The organism is Mycobacterium sp. VKM Ac-1816D (assembly GCF_000416385.1).
In the GTDB taxonomy this organism is placed as follows: Bacteria; Actinomycetota; Actinomycetes; order Mycobacteriales; family Mycobacteriaceae; genus Mycobacterium; species Mycobacterium neoaurum_A.
Genome location: NZ_AOHQ01000123.1, coordinates 108,666 through 128,913 on the forward strand (window position 1 = coordinate 108,666; position 20,248 = coordinate 128,913).

19 protein-coding genes are annotated in these 20,248 nt (G+C 65.8%); 7 read left to right on the forward strand and 12 right to left on the reverse strand.

Annotated elements, in window-relative coordinates; all coding sequences use genetic code 11:
• Window positions 1-16: 16 nt before the first annotated feature.
• Genes G154_RS07295 through G154_RS07315 form a run of 5 tightly spaced genes read right to left on the reverse strand, consistent with a single transcriptional unit; the run spans window position 17 to window position 6,176 of the window.
• Window positions 17-439: a hypothetical protein gene (locus tag G154_RS07295; RefSeq protein WP_019510704.1), complete on the reverse strand. Its 423-nt coding sequence runs from the start codon at window positions 437-439 to the stop codon at window positions 17-19.
• Window positions 440-484: 45 nt separating this feature from the next.
• Window positions 485-2,725, reverse strand: a complete 2,241-nt coding sequence (treS, locus tag G154_RS07300; protein ID WP_019510703.1) for a maltose alpha-D-glucosyltransferase — start codon at window positions 2,723-2,725, stop codon at window positions 485-487.
• A gap of 48 nt (window positions 2,726-2,773) precedes the next feature.
• Window positions 2,774-3,841, reverse strand: coding sequence for a DUF4185 domain-containing protein (locus G154_RS07305; protein ID WP_234713111.1), 1,068 nt, complete (start codon window positions 3,839-3,841; stop codon window positions 2,774-2,776).
• Window positions 3,842-3,864: 23 nt separating this feature from the next.
• A complete protein-coding gene (locus G154_RS07310; protein ID WP_192817329.1) occupies window positions 3,865-4,908 on the reverse strand; it encodes an aspartate-semialdehyde dehydrogenase in 1,044 nt (347 codons plus the stop codon).
• A 2-nt stretch (window positions 4,909-4,910) separates the two neighbouring features.
• Window positions 4,911-6,176 (reverse strand): aspartate kinase, encoded by a 1,266-nt coding sequence (locus G154_RS07315; RefSeq protein ID WP_019510700.1) that lies wholly within the window; start codon window positions 6,174-6,176, stop codon window positions 4,911-4,913.
• Window positions 6,177-6,379: 203 nt separating this feature from the next.
• Between G154_RS07315 and G154_RS07320 the strand changes: the two genes are divergently transcribed.
• From G154_RS07320 to G154_RS07350, 7 genes are all read left to right on the forward strand, one after another.
• Window positions 6,380-7,633 carry an ammonium transporter gene (locus G154_RS07320; RefSeq protein ID WP_019510699.1) on the forward strand — a complete coding sequence of 418 codons (1,254 nt, stop codon included), beginning with the start codon at window positions 6,380-6,382 and terminating at the stop codon, window positions 7,631-7,633.
• Between the two features lie 128 nt (window positions 7,634-7,761).
• On the forward strand, window positions 7,762-9,066 hold the full coding sequence (glnT, locus tag G154_RS07325) for a type III glutamate--ammonia ligase (protein WP_019510698.1): 1,305 nt from the start codon (window positions 7,762-7,764) through the stop codon (window positions 9,064-9,066).
• A gap of 20 nt (window positions 9,067-9,086) precedes the next feature.
• Entirely contained in the window at window positions 9,087-9,956 is an 870-nt protein-coding gene (locus tag G154_RS07330) for a glutamine amidotransferase (RefSeq protein ID WP_023986400.1), read from the forward strand.
• Entirely contained in the window at window positions 9,944-10,639 is a 696-nt protein-coding gene (locus tag G154_RS07335; RefSeq protein WP_019510696.1) for a protein glxC, read from the forward strand. Before G154_RS07330 ends, G154_RS07335 begins: the two co-directional genes overlap by 13 nt.
• Complete coding sequence (locus G154_RS07340) at window positions 10,639-11,934, forward strand: FMN-binding glutamate synthase family protein (RefSeq protein WP_019510695.1); 1,296 nt, start codon at window positions 10,639-10,641, stop codon at window positions 11,932-11,934. The genes G154_RS07335 and G154_RS07340 overlap by 1 nt, the downstream gene beginning before the upstream one ends.
• Window positions 11,931-13,127 (forward strand): FAD-binding oxidoreductase, encoded by a 1,197-nt coding sequence (locus G154_RS07345; RefSeq protein WP_019510694.1) that lies wholly within the window; start codon window positions 11,931-11,933, stop codon window positions 13,125-13,127. Before G154_RS07340 ends, G154_RS07345 begins: the two co-directional genes overlap by 4 nt.
• A 17-nt stretch (window positions 13,128-13,144) precedes the next feature.
• The gene (locus G154_RS07350; protein WP_019510693.1) at window positions 13,145-13,792 is read left to right on the forward strand and encodes an XRE family transcriptional regulator; all 648 of its coding nucleotides are present in this window, start codon (window positions 13,145-13,147) and stop codon (window positions 13,790-13,792) included.
• 85 nt (window positions 13,793-13,877) lie between these two features.
• Here the strand turns inward: G154_RS07350 and G154_RS07355 are convergent, their stop codons facing one another.
• The 7 genes from G154_RS07355 to G154_RS07385 all read right to left on the reverse strand — a co-directional run bounded on the left by G154_RS07355 (window position 13,878) and on the right by G154_RS07385 (window position 20,090).
• Window positions 13,878-14,390 carry a hypothetical protein gene (locus tag G154_RS07355; protein ID WP_131701327.1) on the reverse strand — a complete coding sequence of 171 codons (513 nt, stop codon included), beginning with the start codon at window positions 14,388-14,390 and terminating at the stop codon, window positions 13,878-13,880.
• 105 nt (window positions 14,391-14,495) lie between these two features.
• Complete coding sequence (locus tag G154_RS07360; protein WP_019510691.1) at window positions 14,496-14,915, reverse strand: hypothetical protein; 420 nt, start codon at window positions 14,913-14,915, stop codon at window positions 14,496-14,498.
• Between the two features lie 42 nt (window positions 14,916-14,957).
• Window positions 14,958-15,776, reverse strand: coding sequence for a hypothetical protein (locus G154_RS07365; RefSeq protein WP_019510690.1), 819 nt, complete (start codon window positions 15,774-15,776; stop codon window positions 14,958-14,960).
• On the reverse strand, window positions 15,769-16,167 hold the full coding sequence (locus G154_RS07370) for a hypothetical protein (protein ID WP_234713112.1): 399 nt from the start codon (window positions 16,165-16,167) through the stop codon (window positions 15,769-15,771). The genes G154_RS07365 and G154_RS07370 overlap by 8 nt, the downstream gene beginning before the upstream one ends.
• A gap of 11 nt (window positions 16,168-16,178) precedes the next feature.
• Window positions 16,179-19,007 (reverse strand): hypothetical protein, encoded by a 2,829-nt coding sequence (locus G154_RS25475; protein ID WP_019510688.1) that lies wholly within the window; start codon window positions 19,005-19,007, stop codon window positions 16,179-16,181.
• 4 nt (window positions 19,008-19,011) lie between these two features.
• Window positions 19,012-19,302, reverse strand: coding sequence for a WXG100 family type VII secretion target (locus tag G154_RS07380; RefSeq protein WP_019510687.1), 291 nt, complete (start codon window positions 19,300-19,302; stop codon window positions 19,012-19,014).
• On the reverse strand, window positions 19,302-20,090 hold the full coding sequence (locus tag G154_RS07385) for a WXG100 family type VII secretion target (RefSeq protein ID WP_023986402.1): 789 nt from the start codon (window positions 20,088-20,090) through the stop codon (window positions 19,302-19,304). Before G154_RS07385 ends, G154_RS07380 begins: the two co-directional genes overlap by 1 nt.
• Window positions 20,091-20,248: the final 158 nt, after the last annotated feature.

Genomic DNA, 20,248 nt, shown 5'->3' on the forward strand with positions numbered 1-20,248 from the left:
ATGATTCTTAAGGTTTTCAGCGCGGCACGGTCGTCGGTCCGGGCATCGGGCCCTGGCCTTGACCCGCCCCCGGCGGAGGTCCGATCTCGAAGTCCGGGCCGCCCTGGAAGCGGGGACCGCCGGGGAACAGCACGTGGGGCGGTCCCATCGGTGGCGGACCGCCCCGGTGGAACATCTCGATATCGTCGCGCGGCGGCCCGTGGTGCCGGTCGCCGTCGGAGCTCTTGCCGAGGATGAAACCGGAGAAGAAGATGACGGCGACCACGAACACCGTCCCCGCGACGATGCCCACCCAGGCAGCCACCTGGATCAGCCGGTTGGGACGCGCCCGATCCGGATGCACCGGCGGCGGAGGCTGCACGGGCGGGGGTGGCGGCGGCGGAGATGCCGGCACCGCGGTCGGCGCGGTCGGGTTCTCGGCGTGCTCACTTTCGGTCATGGATCCATGATGCCGAGACCACCCGATGCCCAGGCTGGTTGCCGCTTATGAATCCGCTGTGAGCGGTAGCTCCACGAGCAGGCTCATTCCGTGGTGCGGCGGCATCTCGACCGGGAAGCTGTGCAGATCGTCGACGTGCGCGACCGTCTTACCGCTGAACATGTCGGTCACCACTGCCTGTGGCGGCAGGAACTCCGACCGCACGGTGCCGGCTATCTCCTCGTTGGCGAAGTTGAGCACCGTCAGCTGTAGCTGGTTCGGGTCGTCGAGCTGATGCACCATCACCAGCATTCCGCGGTGGGACACCTCGGGAATGTCGATCTGGCGGCTGGTCGCGATGCCGAAGTGCGTCCGCACCCGCAGGATCGCCTGCAGCTGGCGTAGGAAGCTGGTCTCGTCGGCCAGCTGCTCGGGTATCGACCCGTACAGACTGGTGCCGCGCGGCATGCCCTCGCTGGAGTGCGTCGCGTCCGGATTGACACCCATCAGATCGTGCGCGGCACGGTGGATCCAGCGGGTGTCACCACCGCGCAGCAGCTCGCTGACCTGGTCGGCCGGCAGCGTCAACATGCCGCAGAGATCCCATCCCGACAGTGCGAAGACACCCGGCTGCAGGGCGTTGAACATCGCCAACAGCAGATGCGCCCGCCTGATCCGGTCGATATCTGCGATATCGGCCAGATCCGAGTAGCCCAGCGTCGCGGCGATCACCGTCGCGGTCGTGCAGGCGATGCCGTTGGTGGTGAACACCAGGTTGTACGGGGCGTCCGGTCCGGTGAGGGTATGGGTGAGGTCGTCACGGATCGCCTGTCCCAGTTGCTCACCGGTGACATCCTGACCTTTGTAGGTGTAGTGGTCATCGCGGTGGCCCGCCGACCAGTGCACCAACTCGTAGGTCAGCTCGTCATGGTTCTGCAGTGCGTGCACCAGTGACGCCGGGTCGACGTCGGTGTCCAGTGTGGTCCGCAGCGTCAGCCGCAGGAACTCGGTGTCCGCGGTCGCCAGCGCATGGTGATAGGCGGGACGGTTGATGAAGTCGTAGGACAGATCCGAGCCGGCGAGGCTGTTGTCGCGGATGTCATCGATGGTGAGATTGAGCTCCTGAAAGGTGAACCCGCCGAGCTTGCGCACCATGCTGCCGATGAACTGGTTGGCAGCCTGCGACAGCGGGTGGCCCTCCGACCAGCCGACGTCATCCTCTGCCGATTTCTCCGCACCCAGAAAACCGTTGGCGTCCAACCGCAGACCGCCCGAACCCAGATCACTGAGCGAGTGCAGCGCATCACCGATCACCAACCGCATGCCGGCGAAACTGGGGTCCAGCCAGTTGATCGAGGGCTGCCCGTCCTTGAAGTAGTGCAGGTACACCCAGCGCCGCTCGATACCGTCGACGCCGACGATCGGGCGGGTGACGCTCCAGTTGGTCTCCTTGATGCCCTCGGCGTAGAAGATGACGCGCTGCAGCTTGCCGATGATGTACCCGGCCTTGTCCAGCCAGTCCTCGGTGACGGAGTCGACGTTCACCGAGTCCGCCCCGGCAGGCACGGCGGGCAGGTGCTCCCAGTCCTGTTCGTCGATCTCGACCATGTGGTAGATGCCGGGATAGTCGGCGTACTTCATCTCGGCGAGCCGGAAGTCTGCGCCCTTGCCGGTATGGCCGGGCACGATGTCGTCGATGATGGTGCCGCCGTACCAGTTGGCGGTGCCACACATCTGTCGGAACTCGTCCTCGGTACCGAAGGCCGGGTCGATCTGGGTGCTGATCCGGTCGAAGTGCCCGTCCACGCTCGGGGTCTGCTGCCAGCCCGAGATGCCACCGGCTCGCTTGACCGGGCCGGTGTGCACGGCCTGAATCCCGATCTCCGCGAAGGCCTTCCACATCTCCTCGTCGGCCATGGCGTGAAGGAAGGATTCGTCCGGCCGGGTGATCAGCGACAGCGGGTAAGCGGTGAACCACACCGAGGCGGTGTCGACAGCACCGCGCGGGTTGGGCCTGGCGAACGGGTTCTGCCACATCGAACCCTGTCCGGAGAACTGCTGGCTGATCTCGTTGGCGTCCGAGAGCATCGACTGCGAAAGCAACCAGGACACGTAGGCCGGGTTGTCACCGGTCGGCGAACCGTCCTGGGCCAACGACCGGCGCACGAAGGGGCTGCGGACCCGCGGCCGGGACCGCAGGGTTCGAGGGCGGGCCGGATGCAGGTGCTCGTCGAAGGTGATATCGGCTGGCTCGTTGGCCTGTCCCTCGGTTGCAGAATCTGTCGGCTCGGCTGCCTGCGATGACATCTGTCTCCTCCCGGGCGCCCATACGCCACTGCCCCAGTATTGCCATACCTACCCGGCGCCGAAACGTTCTGCAGGTCGAAGCGGATTGACCGCATACTGGAGCACCCGGTACGGAGTTCCGCCGCGCGGTGCGGTGTTCCACTGGCTGACGAATACCCGGAGCTCGTCGAGCGTCGATGCCGGCGAGATATATCCACCGTACGGCTGGGCCAACCGGTTGTCGTCCGGGGCGGGCAGATCTTCGGGCCGCTGCGGCCACGGCGCCGCGAACACGACGGTGGTCACCGGCGCGGATCCCAATTGGGTCGGATCGTTGGCGACCCGGACCTCCATGTTGCCGGTGCCGGCGTTGAAGTAGGACAGCACCGTCCTCCCGTCGATCTGCCGGATGCTCATCTCACCGATCCGGTCGCCCCACAGCGGGGTGGGGTCGCCGCCCCATCCGTGCTCGGTCGACCAACCCTGCCATGCGGCACGATCCGGGAAATGCTGCGGCGGAACGCGATACAAGGTGACCGGCGCGGTCCTGTCGAAGTTGTCGGCGACGATGTACACCCAGCCACGTTCGGATTCCGGTGTCGGCACCGGATCGTAGTAGCCGCTGATCTGCGACTGACCACCACCGGCGTACCCGGCCGGGCGCTGCGAACCCGCGACGGTGGCCCAGTTTCCTTGTGCAGCATCGGCTTTCACCAGACGTGACGATGCGGGCCGCAGCCCTTCGGTGGTGGTCACCAGAAGATAGTTCTCCCGGTTGATCGCCACCACGCCGGCGGGCAGCTGGGAGGCGCCGGGCGGGGTCGGGTCCGCCAGCAGCGGCGTGTCGACGCCAGACACGCCGGTGACACGCAGGACGCCGGTGATCGAATCGGGGTCGACATGCAACGCCACCGGCGAGTACCACCCGCCGTAGCCGACACCCTGTCCGGCGAAGCTGTCACCACAGACCTGCAGCAGCCGACTGGGGAATTCCATGAACTCACACAGATCGGTGGCACCGATACCGTAATCCCCGGTGGCGGTGCCGGTTCCGGCCACCGGGCCGAGCATCAGCACCTGGCCGGACTGCAGCCGCAGATCCGCGTGCGCCGGGGAGGCGAGCACCACGGCAGCCACGAGGACCGCCGCCGTGCCACGGATCACAACTGATCGGCCAGCAGCTCGGCGATCTGGATGGTGTTCAGCGCGGCACCTTTTCGCAGGTTGTCGCCGGAGACGAACAAGGCCAGACCACGTCCGTCGGGCACCCCGTGGTCCTGGCGGATCCGACCGACCAGCGAGTCGTCGGCACCGGCCGCGGCCAGCGGCGTCGGCACGTCGACCAGTGACACGCCGGGGGCGCCGGCCAGCAGTTCTCGGGCGCGGGCCACCGACAGCGGCTCGGCGAACTCGGCGTTGATCGACAGCGAGTGTCCGGTGAACACCGGAACCCGCACGCAGGTGCCGCTGACGGCGAGCTCGGGGATCCCGAGGATCTTGCGGCTCTCGTTGCGCAGCTTCTGGTCCTCGTCGGTCTCACCTGAGCCGTCGTCGACCAGTGACCCGGCCAGCGGAACCACGTTGAAGGCAATGGGCGCAACGTATTTGACCGGCGCGGGGAAGTCCACGGCACGACCGTCGTGCACCAGGCCCTCGACGCCGTCGATGACGGCGCGAGCCTGGGTTGCCAACTCCTCGACGCCGGCCAGTCCGGTACCCGAGACCGCCTGATAGCTCGACACGATCAGCCGGGTCAGCCCGGCCTCGTCGTGCAGCGGCTTGAGCACCGGCATGGCGGCCATGGTGGTGCAGTTCGGGTTGGCGATGATGCCCTTCTTCAGCTGGACACCGCGCACGTCCCGGTCGAAGTTGACCTCGCTGACCACGAGCGGGACATCCGCGTCCTTGCGCCAGGCCGAGGAATTGTCCACCACGACGGCACCGGCGGCGGCGAACCGCGGCGCCTGCACCCGCGACATGGTCGCACCGGCGGAGAACAGCGCGATGTCCAGGCCGGACGGGTCGGCGGTCTCGGCGTTCTCGACCTCGATCTCCTGGCCGCGGAAGGTCAGCTTCTTGCCCTCTGAGCGCGGCGAGGCGAAGAACCGCACCGAGCTCGCCGGGAAGTTGCGGTCCTCCAGCAGCTTGCGCATCACCTGGCCGACCTGGCCGGTGGCGCCGACCACCCCGATGTTGACCATGATTACTAGATCCCCGATCCTGCGTAGACGATCGCTTCCTCGTCACCACCGAGGCCGAAGGCCTCGTGCAGCACGGCCACGGCCTTGTCCAGGTCGGTGTCACGGACCAGCACCGAGATCCGGATCTCGGAGGTGGAGATCAGCTCGATATTGATGCCGGCCTCGGCCAGGGTCTCGCAGAACGTGGCGGTGACGCCCGGGTGGGTGCGCATCCCCGCACCGACCAGGGACACCTTGCCGATGTGATCGTCATAGAGCACCTGGGTGAAGCCGATCTCACTCTGCAGCGAGGCGAGCTTCTGCACCGCCGACGGGCCGTTCTCGCGCGAGCAGGTGAAGGTGATGTCGGTCTTGCCGTCCTCGATCTTGCTGATGTTCTGCAGCACCATATCGATGTTGACGTCGGCGTCGGCGACCGCACGGAACACCTTGGCGGCGTATCCGGGCACATCGGGCAGGCCGACGACGGTGACCTTGGCCTCGCTGCGGTCGTGGGCGACTCCGGTCAGGATGGCGTCTTCCATGGGGATGTCCTCGATCGATCCGTTGACGATGGTTCCGGGCTTATCCGAATACGACGAGCGGACGTGTATCGGAACGTTGTAACGGCGCGCGTATTCCACGCAGCGCAGCATCAGCACCTTGGCCCCGCAGGCGGCCATCTCCAACATCTCCTCAAAGGAGACGTGGTCCAGGTGGCGGGCGTTGGGCACGATGCGGGGGTCGGCGGTGAAGATGCCGTCGACGTCGGTGTAGATCTCGCAGACGTCGGCGTTCAGCGCAGCGGCCAGCGCGACGGCGGTGGTATCCGAGCCGCCGCGGCCCATGGTGGTGACATCCTTGCTGTCCTGGCTGACGCCCTGGAATCCGGCGACCAGCACGATGACGCCGTCGTCCAGCGCATCGCGCAGCCGGCCCGGGGTGACATCGATGATCTTGGCGTTGCCGTGGGTGCCGGTGGTGACGATGCCGGCCTGGCTTCCGGTGAAGGACCGCGCCTGGGCGCCCATCGACTCGATGGCCATCGCGACGAGCGCATTGGAGATGCGCTCACCGGCGGTGAGCAGCATGTCCATCTCGCGGGCGGGCGGTGCCGGGGATACCTGGCGGGCCAGATCCAGCAGGTCATCGGTGGTGTCGCCCATCGCCGAACAGACCACCACGACGTCGTTGCCGGCCTTCTTGGTCTCGACGATGCGCTCGGCGACGCGCCGGATCCGGTCGGCATCTGCAACCGATGATCCGCCGTATTTCTGCACGACGAGCGCCACTGTGTACCTCTCGACCAGCCGGGGATGTCCTGACAAGGATAAGGGGTCGGCGCACCCCTTTTTCACCTCCACCGTCCCGGGCGCAGCACCGGTGCGGTGGAACCGTTTACCGGCGCGCAACGCGGCGATGCTGTTGACGTAACAGAAACGGAGGTTACTGCCAGTGGTCGGCCCGCTCGGGCCGCGCATTCCAGGAGATGTAGATGGATACAGGAACCACGGCTTTCATTCTGTGTTGCATCATCGGTCTGACGCTGATGATCCCCGGCCTCGCGTTGTTCTATGGCGGCATGGTCTCGGTCAAGAGCTCGACCAACATGATGATGATGACGTTCGGCGCCGTCGCGGTGGTCGGCTTGCTCTGGGTGCTGTTCGGATTCTCGATGGTGTTCGGCACGTCCGTCGGGGGCTTCGTCGGCAACATCACCGAATTCGCAGGGATGACGAACCTGCTGGAGCCCATGACCACGTTGTCCGGGCTGCCGATCAGTTTGTTCGCGCTGTTTCAGGCGCTCTTCGCGGCCATCACGGTCGCCCTCATCTCCGGCGCGGTGGCCGACCGGATGAAGTTCGGCGCCTGGATGATCTTCGCGGCGGTCTGGGCGGTGCTGGTCTACTTCCCGGTCGCGCATTGGGTCTTCGCATTCGACGGTGTCGTCACCGAGAACTCGGTGGGTGGCTGGATCGCCAACACCCTCGGCGCGGTCGACTTCGCCGGCGGCACCGCGGTGCACATCAACGCGGGCGCCGCGGCCCTGGCGCTGGCCATCGTGCTCGGCAAGTCCGCCATGTTCGGCCAGCTGCGCAAGCCGCACAACGTCCCGCTGACCCTGCTGGGGGCCGGGATGCTGTGGGCCGGGTGGTACGCGTTCAACGGCGGCTCGGCACTGGCGGCGGGTAATTCGGCGGCGATCGTCATGGTCACGACGTTCGTGGCGACCTGTGCGGCCGTGCTGGCCTGGCTGGCGGTCGAGAAGATCAAGACCGGGCATGTCACCGGCGTCGGCGCGGCGTCGGGCGCCATCACCGGTCTCGTCGCCATCACCCCGGCGTGTGGTGCGGTCACGCCCATCGGCGCCATCTTCGTCGGCGGTATCGCCGGAGCCATCTGCGTCTACGCGGTCGGGCTCAAGGAGAAGTTCGGCTACGACGATTCCCTGGACGTGGTGGGCGTGCACCTGGTCGGCGGTGTCATCGGCACACTGCTGATCGGCCTGTTCGCCAGCGAGGGGATGCCCAACGGCGTCAACGGGCTGTTCTACGGCGGCGGTATCGATCTGCTCTGGAAGCAGGCCGTGGCGGCGGGCGCGGTGATGGCCTACTCGTTCGGCATCGCCTTCGTCATCGCCTTCGCCATCAAGAAGACCATGGGCATCCGCATCTCCCCCGACGAGGAGGAGAAGGGTATCGACGCCACGTTCCACCGCGATTCGGCCTACGAGTTCGAATTGGCCTGAGGTTCCCGATGATTCCCCGGCGACCTCGGGTCGTCGGGGTTTCCTCGGCTTGCACGTGTTTCACACAGTGATACTCTGTTTCTTACAAAGAGACGAGTCATAACAAGATGACGAAAGTTCTGGTAACCATGACCACCGATCTCGCCACCCTCGCCGAAGAACACGGCACCCGATTCATCCTCGCGCTGTTCGTCGACCTGCGCGGAAAGCCCTGCGCCAAACTGGTTCCCGTCGAAGCCGTTGACCAGCTGGCGACCGAGGGCGTCGGCTTCGCGGGCTACGCCGTCGGCGCCATGGGCCAGGAACCCAAGGATCCCGACCTGATCGCCATCCCGGACCCGTCGTCGTTCACGCCGATCCCCTTCATCAAAGAAGGGCTGGCCCTGGTGCACTGCGACCCCCATGTCAACGGCGCGCCATGGCCGTACGCGCCGCGGGTCATCCTGAAGAACCTGGTGGCCCAGGCCGCCGACGCCGGCTTCGAACCGTGGGTGGGCGCCGAGGTCGAGTACTTCCTGCTGCGCCGCACTCCCGAGGGCGGTCTTGTCACCGCCGACGCCGATGACACGGCCGCACAACCCTGTTACGACGCGCGCGGTGTCACCCGGATGTATGAGCACCTGACCGACATCTCGACGGCGATGAACAGCCTGGGATGGTCCAACTACGCCAACGACCACGAGGACGGTAACGGGCAGTTCGAGCAGAACTTCGCCTTCGCCGAGGCCATGGTGACCGCTGACCGCGTCGTCACGCTGCGCTATCTGTTGTCGATGATCGCCGCCGAACGCGACATGATCGCCACCTTCATGCCCAAGCCGTTCGGCGATCGCACCGGATCGGGCTTGCACTTCCACCTGTCGCTCACCAGTGGGGGCACACCGGTGTTCCCTTGTGACACCGACGATAAGGGCTTGGGCCTGTCGGCGACTGCCTACGGTTTCATCGCGGGCATCCTGGATCACGCCTGCGCGTTGCAGTCGGTCATCGCACCGACGGTCAACTCCTACAAGCGGACCGGGGCCACCAGCACCACCTCGGGCGCCTCCTGGGCACCGCGCAAACCCAGCTACGGCGGTAACGACCGCACCCACTACATCCGGGTACCGGACAACCAGCGCATCGAACTGCGCGGCGGAGACGGTTCGGCCAACCCCTATCTGGCGATCGCCGCCGCGCTGGGTGCCGGACTCGACGGCATCAAGCGCAGCCTCGATCCGGGCACCGTGGGCGCACAGGGGCCGGCAAACCTGCCGCCCACGCTGCTGCACGCCATCGACGAACTCGACGCCGACCCGGTGGTCGCCGGGGTGCTCGACGCCGCAGGCGAGGGCGTGTCCGGCTACTTCGCAAACATCAAGCGCGAGGAGTTCTTCACCTACCACGGCACCGTCACGCCGTGGGAGATCGACTCGTACCTCACGGCATTCTGAGAAGACAAGGAAGACAACGTATGTGCGGGATAGTCGGATTGCACCTGCGCACTCCGCAGCTCTACCCACGGTTGGGGGAACTGCTCGCGGAGATGCTGGGCGAAATGGCCGATCGGGGAGCCGATTCCGCCGGAGTGGCGGTCTACGGCGATCCGTCGTGGTCGCCGCCGGGGCGCGGATGTGTGTCGGTGACCGACCTGGACCATGTGCCCGACCTCGGTCCCGATGTCGAGGTCGTCCAGGTCGATTCGACCTACCTGCTCGCGGCGGACACGCCGTCGGAGGATCTGCTGGAACGGGTGCGCGCGGCATACCCGACGGCGCTGATCGCCGGCTTCGGAGCGGATCTGGCGGTCCTCAAGGGCGTCGGCCATCCGCGCGAACTCACCAAGGCCTGGGGACTGTCCGCGGCGCAAGGGTGGCAGGGAGTCGGGCATACCCGGATGGCCACGGAATCGGCGGTGACCCCCTCGGGTTGCCACCCCTACACCGTCGGACCTCAACAATGCCTGGTGCACAACGGGTCCTTCGCCAATCACGCCACGATCCGGCGCGATCTCCGACGCGCGGGGGTGGTCTTCGACAGCGAGAACGACACCGAGGTGGGTGCCCGGTTCGTCGCACAGCAACTGGCCGCCGGCCGGGATGTCGAGACCGCGCTGAAGGAACTGTGCGCCACCTTCGACGGCTTCTACACGTTGCTGGTGTCCAACCACGATTCGTTCGCCGTGGTGCGCGACGCCATCGCCTGTAAGCCGGCGGTGATCGCCGAGACGCCCGACTGGGTGGCCATGGCCAGCGAGTACCGAGCGCTGTCCGGGCTGCCCGGAGTCGGGGCGGCCAAGATCTGGGAACCGGAGCCGGAGGTGGTCTACGCATGGACGAGATGACAACCCAGTCAGTGCATTACGACCTGCGCACGACACCGTTGCGCGAGGTCAACAAGGCACTGCACGACGCAGGGGCAGGTAGCGCCTACGTCATCGACAATCCCGACGGCGCGCACAATGTGGCCGTCGGTCTGGACGCCCCGGTGCAGGTGACCGTCAACGGACACGTCGGTTACTACGCGGCCGGGATGAACCAGCACGCCGAGATCCTCATCAACGGCAACGCGGGCACCGGTGTGGCCGAGAACATGATGAGCGGTCAGGTCCGGGTGACCGGCAACGCCTCACAATCGGCCGGCGCCACCGCGCACGGCGGTCTGCTCGTCATCGAGGGTGATGCCGCCGCCCGCTGCGGCATCTCGATGAAGGGCGTCGATATCGTGGTGGGCGGCAGCATCGGTCACATGAGCGCATTCATGGCCCAGGCCGGCAGGCTCGTGGTCCGCGGCGATGCCGGTGAGGCGCTCGGCGACTCGATCTACGAGGCGCACATCTACGTCCGAGGCGCGGTCGCTTCGCTCGGTGCGGACTGCATCAAGAAGGACATGCGTCCCGAGCACCACTCCGAGCTTGCCGAATTGCTCACTGCAGCCGGGTTTTCCGATGACACGTCCGAATACAGCCGGTACGGCTCGGCCCGAAATCTGTATCACTTCCACGTCGACAATGCGAGTGCCTACTGATGCGTGAATCCGCCACTTTCGATCGCAACACCATCGCCGATATCCAGCGCGCCGCCGAGACCGGCATCTACGATATCCGCGGCTGGGGTGCCAAACGCCCGTTACCACATTTCGACGACCTGCTGTTCCTGGGTGCGTCGATGTCGCGGTACCCCCTGGAGGGCTACCGGGAACGCTGCGGCACCGATGTGGTGCTCGGTTCCCGACACGCCAAACACCCTCTGCACCTCGATATCCCGGTCACCATCGCCGGAATGAGCTTCGGCGCACTGTCCGGACCGGCCAAGGAGGCGCTCGGCCGCGGAGCCAGTGAGGCCGGCACCTCGACGACCACCGGTGACGGCGGGATGACGCCCGAGGAGCGCGGTCAGAGCAAGAACCTTGTCTATCAGTATCTGCCGTCGCGCTACGGGATGAATCCCGACGATCTGCGCAAGGCCGATGCCATCGAGATCGTGCTGGGGCAGGGCGCCAAGCCCGGGGGCGGCGGAATGCTGCTGGGGCAGAAGATCTCCGAGCGGGTCGCGGGTATGCGGACTCTCCCCGAAGGAATCGACCAGCGCAGCGCGTGCCGGCATCCCGACTGGACCGGCCCTGATGATCTGACCATCAAGATCAACGAGCTGAGGGAGATCACCGACTGGGAGAAGCCCATCTACGTCAAGGTCGGTGCCACCCGCACCTATTACGACGTGAAGCTGGCCGTCCACGCCGGAGCCGATGTGGTCGTGGTCGACGGCATGCAGGGCGGTACCGCCGCGACCCAGGATGTGTTCATCGAGCACGTCGGCATCCCGACCTTGGCCGCTGTCCCCCAGGCCGTGCAGGCTCTGCAGGAACTCGACGTGCATCGGCACGGTGTGCAATTGATCGTCTCGGGCGGCATCCGCACCGGCGCGGACGTCGCCAAAGCGCTGGCACTCGGTGCCGATGCCGTCGCCATCGGCACCGCGGCGCTGATCGCCCTGGGCGACAACCACCCCCGGTACGAGGAGGAGTACCGCAAGCTGGGTAGCGCGGCCGGTTTCTACGACGACTTCCAGGACGGGCGCGACCCCGCAGGGATCACGACCCAGGATCCCGAACTGGCCGCCCGGTTCGACCCGATCGAGGGCGGCCGCCGGCTGGCCAACTACCTGCGGGTGCTCACCATGGAGGCGCAGACCATCGCCCGGGCGTGCGGTAAGGCCCACGTCACCCATCTGGAACCCGAGGACCTGGTGGCCATCACCATCGAGGCCGCCGCCATGGCCCGGGTGCCGTTGGCCGGAACGAACTGGATACCGGGCCAGTGAGTGACACCGCAGACGTCGTCATCGTCGGCGGCGGGTTGGAGGGTGCCGCGACGGCATGGGCGCTGAGCCAGCGTGGGGTCACCGATGTGTTCGTGGCCGAGCGCAACACCGTCGGCTCGGGTATGACCGGCAAGTCCAGCGGGATCGTGCGCTGCCACTACGGGGTCAGCTCGTTGGCGGCGATGGCGACCTCGAGTCTCGACGTCTTCGAGAAGCCCGAACAGTTCCTCGGTGAGCACGCGACCGATATCGGCTTCCGGCAGACCGGATACGTCGTCGGGGTCGGTGAACCCAATGTGCAGGCGCTGCGCAGCAGCCTGGCCGCGCAGCGCGCGGTCGGTGTGCAGACCGAGGAGATCGACGCCGCCGAGGTGGCCGCGATGTGGCCGTCGGCGAACCTCGAGCCGTTCGCGGCGTTCGGGTGGGAGGCCCGCGGCGGATACGGTGACGCCTACCAGACCGCGCAGGCCTTCGCCGTGTCCGCCCGTGCCGCCGGTGTGCGAATCAGGCAGGGCGCCAATGTGACCGAGCTACTGCTCGACGGCGACCGGGTCACCGGCATCCGGCTGGCCGACGGGACGCAGGTGTCCGCAGGTACCGTCGTGGTCGCCGCCGGCGCGTGGACGCGACCGTTCCTGGCCCAAGTCGGTGTCGAGGTGCCCATCCGCGTGGTGCGGGAACAGATCGTCACGATCTCCCCGGGGCTGGACCTGGGGCCGGTGCCGGTGTTCTCGGATCTGGTCTCCCTGCAGTATGTGCGGCCCGAGCTCGGCGGGGAGATCCTCTTCGGCAACAGCGATCTCGCACACTGTGAGGATGCCGATCCCGACGATTACCTGAACCGGGCCACCGACAGCTTCGTCGAGATGACCGTGCAGAAGGTCGGTGACCGTTTTCCCGGCCTGGTCGATGCGTCGATCTCGGGGAGCTACGCGGGCTGTTATGACGTCACACCGGACTGGAACCCGGTGATCTCCGCCGGGGGGTTGGGCGGCCTGATCGTCGCGGCCGGGTTCAGCGGGCACGGGTTCAAGATTGCCCCCGCGGTGGGGCGGCTGGTGGCCGACCTGGTGACCGAGGGTGCCAGCTCCGACCCGCGCATTCCGGAGACCGACTTTGCACTGTCCCGGTTCGCCGATGGCACACTGCTCAGGAGCCCGTATCCATACGTCGGAGCCGGGGAGATGCGCTAGAGCACAGGGGGCCCACCGTGAGCGACGTTCCGCTCCTTCGCAACCAGTCCGGGACCGCCCGCGAACGGGACCCGCAGGAGCCGGTCGAGGAGCTGGAATTCGAGGCCGCGATCGGTCGCAACGTGCGCCAACTGCGTCAGCAGCACGGTCTGACCGTCGCCGAGATGGCGGCGCGGGTGGGGATCTCCAAGGCCATGATGTCCAAGATCGAAAACGCGCAGACCTCGTGCAGCCTGTCCACGCTGGCCCTGTTGGCCCGCGGCCTGGACGTGCCGGTGACCAGCCTGTTCCGCGGGGCCGACGTGGAGCGGCCCGCGGCGTTCGTCAAAGCCGGGACCGGAGCGGCGATCGTGCGCAACGGCACCAAGCAGGGCCACGAGTACCAACTGCTGAGCTCACTACGCGGCGAGCACAAGCGACTGGAATGCCTGCATGTCACGCTGACCGAGAAGAGTCAGACCTATCCGCTGTTCCAGCATCCCGGCACCGAGTTCATCTACATGCTCGAGGGTGTCATGGACTACAGCCACAGCCGCTCGGTGTACACGCTGCACCCCGGCGATTCGCTGCAGATCGACGGCGAGGGCGCACACGGCCCGGTGGACCTGGTGGAGTTGCCGATCCGCTTCCTGTCGGTGATCGCGTTCCCGGATTCGCAGGTTTAGGAGCGGTTGCCGCTCGCAATGTTCCGCTGACAGCACCGTCGTGGATATATAGGCGCGACGCCGCTGTCAGAGGAACATTGCGTGGCTAATGAGCTTCGGCCCCGCCGTTCTGCGGTGGCTCCGGCAGGTCGTCGATGGTGCCTTGACCCACATACTCGCACTTGTCGAATGACAATCGCTCATCGCCGTAAAGGGTGTTGTCCACGACCACAGCCACCCTGACGGCAAAGTCGCGCATCCCCGAGTGCACCTGTGTTCCGGCGAACAGGCTGCAGATGATGAGCCCGCGGACGACGAGAAAATGGCCGGCTTCGTCCACCCCGATGTACTCACGCTGCGCCCGCGTCCAGTCGAATCCGGGCTGTGGATGGAACCTCAGCTCGCGCTCGGTGATACCGAAGAAGTAGTCATCGCGGTCCGACCCGGCCATCTGTCGTGTTGCTCTGACCTTCAGCGGGAGTTGGCTCTGGAACTCAGGAATTGCGTATCCCAGCCCGCCACCGGACTGGTCGTAGTCGATGCTTGTGAGAGTGAAGTAGGCCACGATCTTTCTCCAATCGGCCAGATTGCTGGCTCTTTCGCCGGTCTGAGCGTTCAAGCCCACGCATATTGGTCTGAAACCGCAGCGAACCCTCGCATTTCGATGACTGGCGGTGGCGGTGTTCCCCACTGCAGTCAGCGGATCAGGACGGTATCAAGGTCGCTAACCGCCATACCTCTTCTTCATGCCTGCCAGCGCCACGTCGTAAAAGCGGTCGATTCGATCTCCGACCCACTCGAGCGGGTTCGCAAAGCTCACGAGCTCCAACCGCGCCTGTTCGGCAATCTCAGCCAGCGGAAGGTCAGGCTTCTTTACGAATCTCGTCAAGAACTGCCACTTCTTGGACTTGCTCAGGAGGCCGAACTCATTCGGCGCGTCAGGCAGGCCAATCATGCAATTGGTTTCAGCCTCGCGCGCCCAGTAGTAGATCTGAATCTTGCACTCAGAATTCGCAAAGTACGCGACGTTCAACTTGCGTCCGCCACTATCAGATCCATCGAAGGTTTCGATAAGCACGAGTCCTCGATCGGACAGTATCCGGCCGATTGTTGCCTCGATCTCATCCACAAAGCCCGTCATCATTTTTCGTATTCCTGCGACTGCCAGTGGCTTCGGAAGGTCTCGTCAGCCATTGTCAAGCACAAGCAGATTGTCGACGCCCCGCAGATTCACCAAGCGGTCAGCGCTGACCTCCAGTTCATAAACCGCTGACTCGACCAGTCCGGCCCCCACACTTTCGGCCACGTCCGGTTCGTCGGTGAGAAGCAGCACATCGGCACGGCCTCCGGTGTTTTGAAGCAACCGAACAGGCACACCGTCGAGTTCCGCTGTAATCACTCGCTCGAAAACCTCACAGTCGGCTAGCGGAACCGTCGCTGACCAAACTCCGGGGTGAACAAGGTCGAAACCAGCGGGGGCTTCCTGGCCGAGACTCGTCAATAGAACCGAATCCGCGACAACGTCGGCGAAGAACTCGGCGTTCTGCCATTTGGCAAGAGTTCCCACGATGGGACTCGGCGGCCGCCATCGCTGGGCGCCTATCCACCCGCGCGCCGCACCTTCGTAGCGAGAAAGGACCTTCTGCTCCCCGTCGTGGCGAATCCTCCAGTACTCAGCGCCGTACGAATAACGCGTCCGACTCATGAGCCACACCGGGGCGAACGAGTCTCCGCGCAGAAATCCGGTCGGAAAGGTCGGCCACGGTCTTTCCCCCACTGGCGGCACGGTGAAGTTCGTCAGGCGCGGTTGCTCGAATCGCACCACATCAACGAACTCCGGAGAGGCGTCGATACCGTGAGCCGCCAAGAGGTCAGCCGGGGTCCGCAAACCGGCCACCGCCGACGCTGCGCTCACGTATCCGCCGACCTGGTCTGCCCCGGCCTGGACGATGGATGTGGCCTGAGTGGTGTTGAGGAGCTTTTGCAGAACCAATGATTCAGCCACGGCGCGTTTCTTCCACCTGGATGTCACTGAATTCATCAGGATCGAAAAACCCGATCCAGCCCATATGTTGGTCACCCTCCAAGCCGAGCTTCTCTGCCGCCGCCGGCGAGCCGACGAAACCCACTTGAATGCGCCCATCAGACAGCTGACTCTGTAGCGAGACTTTCTCGCCCCGGACGATGCCCTTGACGCGGATATCCACGACTCCGTCAATCGCACTGATGGGGACCTTCGCCCACTGCTCGGTGCCCGCCGGCGGCAAACGTCGCTCACCACGTGCAATCGCGTCCGGTATCTCGACATCGCAATCGACGCGCAGCGCGTACCACTCGGAGTTTCCGAACAGCACGCGGTACCGCGAGCCACGGTACTCAGCTACGGCACCGGTCACAGGCATACTCATCATTTGGGTTCAGCGAATCGTAACCAACTCGCGTTACCGTCCGCGTCCCGCTGCAGCACGGCTACGAGGCGCTGAGTTCCGTCATCGAGAATCTCCCACATTTCTGCACCTTCTCGCATTCTGATGTCGTTCGCACCGTACTCCGGTACTACGTCATCACCGGCTTTGGTGAACCCGTTGCCGGTGAACGGGTCACCCCATCCGTCATAATCTCCGCTGCCGCCCATGCTGGAGTGCCTTGGCACGTCGTACGAACCGGAAGAGGCGGGGTCTGTCTGGAATCGAATGACGTGGGCGTTGGCGTCATTCGGCGTGAACGCCGATTTGTCGTAATCAAGGCGCAGACCGTCGTGAATCATGCCCGGAGTGCCCAAGTGCGCGGTGTCGTCCGCAATCGTGACTGCGCCACGCATACCGTCTGGAGCGTACGCACCTCCGAGGTAGTTGTCGGCTCCCCCTGGCTTGAAGATGCCGTCGGCATCGAATTCACCTGGTGGTATCACTTTCTGCATCACAGTGTCGATTCCCGGCGCGGGCAGATCATCGCGCACCGCGGTGATGAGATCCCGCTCTTCGGGTGACAGCGAGTCGATGGGCCGGTTGACGAGATCGATGAAGTCGTCCCGACTGACGCCGTTGCGCTCCAGAGCGTCACTCACGCGTTGGTTGTCTCCGAGTTGTTCTGGAGCGAAAGATGTTTGGTGGGAGCTCCCGTCGGACATCGTATAGGTGCGTCCGTCGTCACCCGGACCGGACGGACCATGCTCACCGTGGGTGGGCGGCTGCCCATCCGCGCTGCCTGGACTCTGCGACATGCCCGGATCAGCACTCGACCCATCGCCGTTCGGACCCGATCCCACCCCGTTCGATGAATCGCCACCGGGCTCCGACCCACCCGACGAATCCCCCGACCTGTCACCGCCACCCGACGAGCCACCGCCCGGCCCGTCGCCGCTGCCCGAGTTCGACCCGCCGCCACCAGTCGCCGGATCGGGCCTGTCGTCATTACCCGGCTTGCTCGGACCGTCCGAACCCGGCGAGTCAGCCGGGGAGCTGACCGGCGGCGACGGGTGCGTGCCATTCGACGGCCCATCACCGCCACCATGGGTTGGCGACCCGCCTGTCGGTACAGGGCCACCCGATGCTGAACCGCCGGACCCCTCACCGCCACCGTGGGTCGGACTGCCACCGGTGGGCGCCGGCCCACCGGATGACGGAGAGCCCGGGCCTGCGCCATCATGATGTGGAGCAGAACCATTGGGCGACGGCACATTTTCCGCCCCAGGACCGGAGCCCCTCGAGGACGGCCCACCCGGTTCACCGGTCTGCGGTCGCACCGACGGGCCACCGCTCGGGCTTCCCGGACTTCCCCCCGGCGGATTCACCACCGACGGCGGCACTCCAGGCGGCGGGGTGAACTCCGGAAGATGAGGTGCTCCAGGGTTATCCGGCAGATCGGGAAGCTCAGTCCTCCGAGTCCCGTCAAGGCCCGGCAGCCGCTCGAGTGGACCGAGTTCACCCTTCTCGAACAGACGGCGCGTCGCGGAAAGCCCCTTGGCTACGGCACCGCCCTTGGCGAAGATCCCCCCGGGCAGGAACAACGACGCGATGTTGCCGGCGGCCTCCCCGAAGCCACGTTCGGGGTTCTCTCCCGTGATCTTGTCGACCGCGAGGAACTGGCCAAGGGATTCCTTGACGACATCGTCGACCTTCCACGGATCCTTGGCGATCATGATCGCCGTGTCCGCCATCCCCTTCCAGGTGTCAGGATCGGCCAGGGCCAGCGTCCCGGAGACCAGCCCGATAGCCGCAACGCCCACACCCACCTGCAAACCGGTGTAGATCTTCAGGCCATCGGCCATCAGATTGCCGGCTTCTTCGCCGAAGGTGCCCACCAGGATCGGTCGAATCCACTTCTGGAACGAGTCGGCCGCCTCGCCGAGCAGGTTTCCCAGCTCCTCGAGAAGGCCCAGCACGCCCTGCAGTTGATTCTGGAAGTTCTCCAGTACGGTGCCGACATCCTTGGCGATCTGTCGGAGCGTGTCCTCGCCCTCACCGGTGAAGAATCCGGTGACCGTGTCCCATAGGCCTTCCAGCGAGATCCGGTCCAGCAGTCGCCGGATGGCGTCCTGGGTCTCCTGAACTCCGCGAGCGAAATCGGTGATGGTCGTGGAGAGTTGGTCGGCAATGCCGGCTAACTTGGTCGCGCCATCACCCAGGTCCTGCAGGGCCTTCTTGATGTCGCCAACCTCTGGAATATCCTGCGCGCCCGCCAGGGTGGCCGCCGACTGCAGAGCGGGCTCGAACACTTTCAGTCCGCGACCGATGTTGGACCACTGCGCCGCAGTCAGATTCATCATTGCCGAATTACCGGTCGGCCAGGTCAGCGCCATCCCGAACAGCGGAACCATGTTCAGCAACGGCTGTATGAGCCACCACTTGGGCGGCGGTGGCACCATACCCGTCACCGATGCGTATGGGGCATCTCCGGCCTTGGTCTCGGCCTGCTCACCGCTGACCGAACCAGTGGGACCCGCCCCGCCCGCCACCGACGCCTGGTCGGCATGCTGATAGTTCATGCCGGTGGCTTCCAGCATCAACCCGACACTTTTGAAGGCATTGGCGAGGTCGGCCAGATACTTACCGAACTGATCCGCCTGCCGGCCGTACCCAATGCCGAAGTTCAGTCCGGCGGGGTCGGTCCCGGATGCGATACCGCTGGAGAGCACCTGACTCATCGCATCCGAGAGCGCCCCGAGTTGTGTCCCCAGCGCACCGACGTTCTTGCCGGCATCGATCAGGGTCTGTGGGTCTACCTCGATCCGCACCGAATCAGCCCGCCCACATCTTCCCGTTCTTGTCGACAGCGTCGGCGTAGTTCTTGCGCGCATTGTCGGCGACCTGGCGCAGTGACTCCAGCGATGTCTTCATCTGCTCGGCCCCGTCCTCCCACTGCTGCTGGGTCTGCGCCTGGGTGTCCGACGCCTGCCCCTCCCAGTTGGCGCGCAGCGCAGCGACCGCCTGGTCGATCTCTTCGAGCACCTCGGCCACCTCGCGGCCGAATTCCGCCATATGGTCGATGGCGCCCTGCAACTGTGGAAAGTCCACCACCAGCTTCGTCATCACAACCTCCTACCGGACGCGGACTCGGGACCCGACGTGCCGGGATCCGCGCGCTCGGGCTTCACCGGCGCGGCCGAACCCGGCTCGGCACCGGCCGACGCTCCCTCGGGCGTCTGCGCCTCGGGCTTTTCTTCCCCGTCCTGGGCTTCTTCCTGCGCCTTCTCGGCGGCCGCCGCATCGGCTTGCTGGGCCATCTCGATACCCGCCTGCACCGCCTGCTGGGCCGCCCCGGCCGCAATCTGTCCGGCTTGGACCAGGCCCGCGGTCAACTGGCCCGCCATCTGCGCGGGAATCGCTCCCAGCTGCGACAACGGCTGCACCACCTGGCCGAGATTCATCGAGTCGGCCAGGCTTGGGGCACTCGCACCAGCACCGCCGGCCTGCCCACTCCCCGCGCCGGCCGAGGACGCAGCAGCAGCCGGCGCAGCGCCACCCGCCGGACTGCCACCGCCGCCTCCGCTGCCGGTACCGCCACCACCTCCGCCCTGCATGGACGAGTCCAGCGCCCGACCGGCCTCTTCGTCCTGGGCCGCGTAAACCCGGCCCGCCTCGTCCAGAGCATCCGACATGGTCTGCAGCGCGCGGACCACCTGCCCCGCCCCGTTATGCCACTGATCCCAGTACTTCTCGAACGCGGTGGCGGCCTCGCCCTTCCAACCTGATGACAGCAGGTTGCCGGTCTCCAGGTCGACCGACGACAGACCGTCCTGGAGGCGCTGAGCGGATGCGCGCAATCGACCAGCCGCGACGTGCAGTTCCGAGGTGATCACCTCGACCGACCCGCTCATCTCACCCCCAACTGGTTCGCCTCCCTTAGCACCCTAAGCCGGGTTCACAACCCTGGGTCGCACCAATTCGCGGGCGCCGTTTTGGCTGACGCGCCACCCGGAGTACAGTTGCCGACGTGCAGCGTGTGCTCCTTCTCGGACGCCGCGACGGGGTCTGA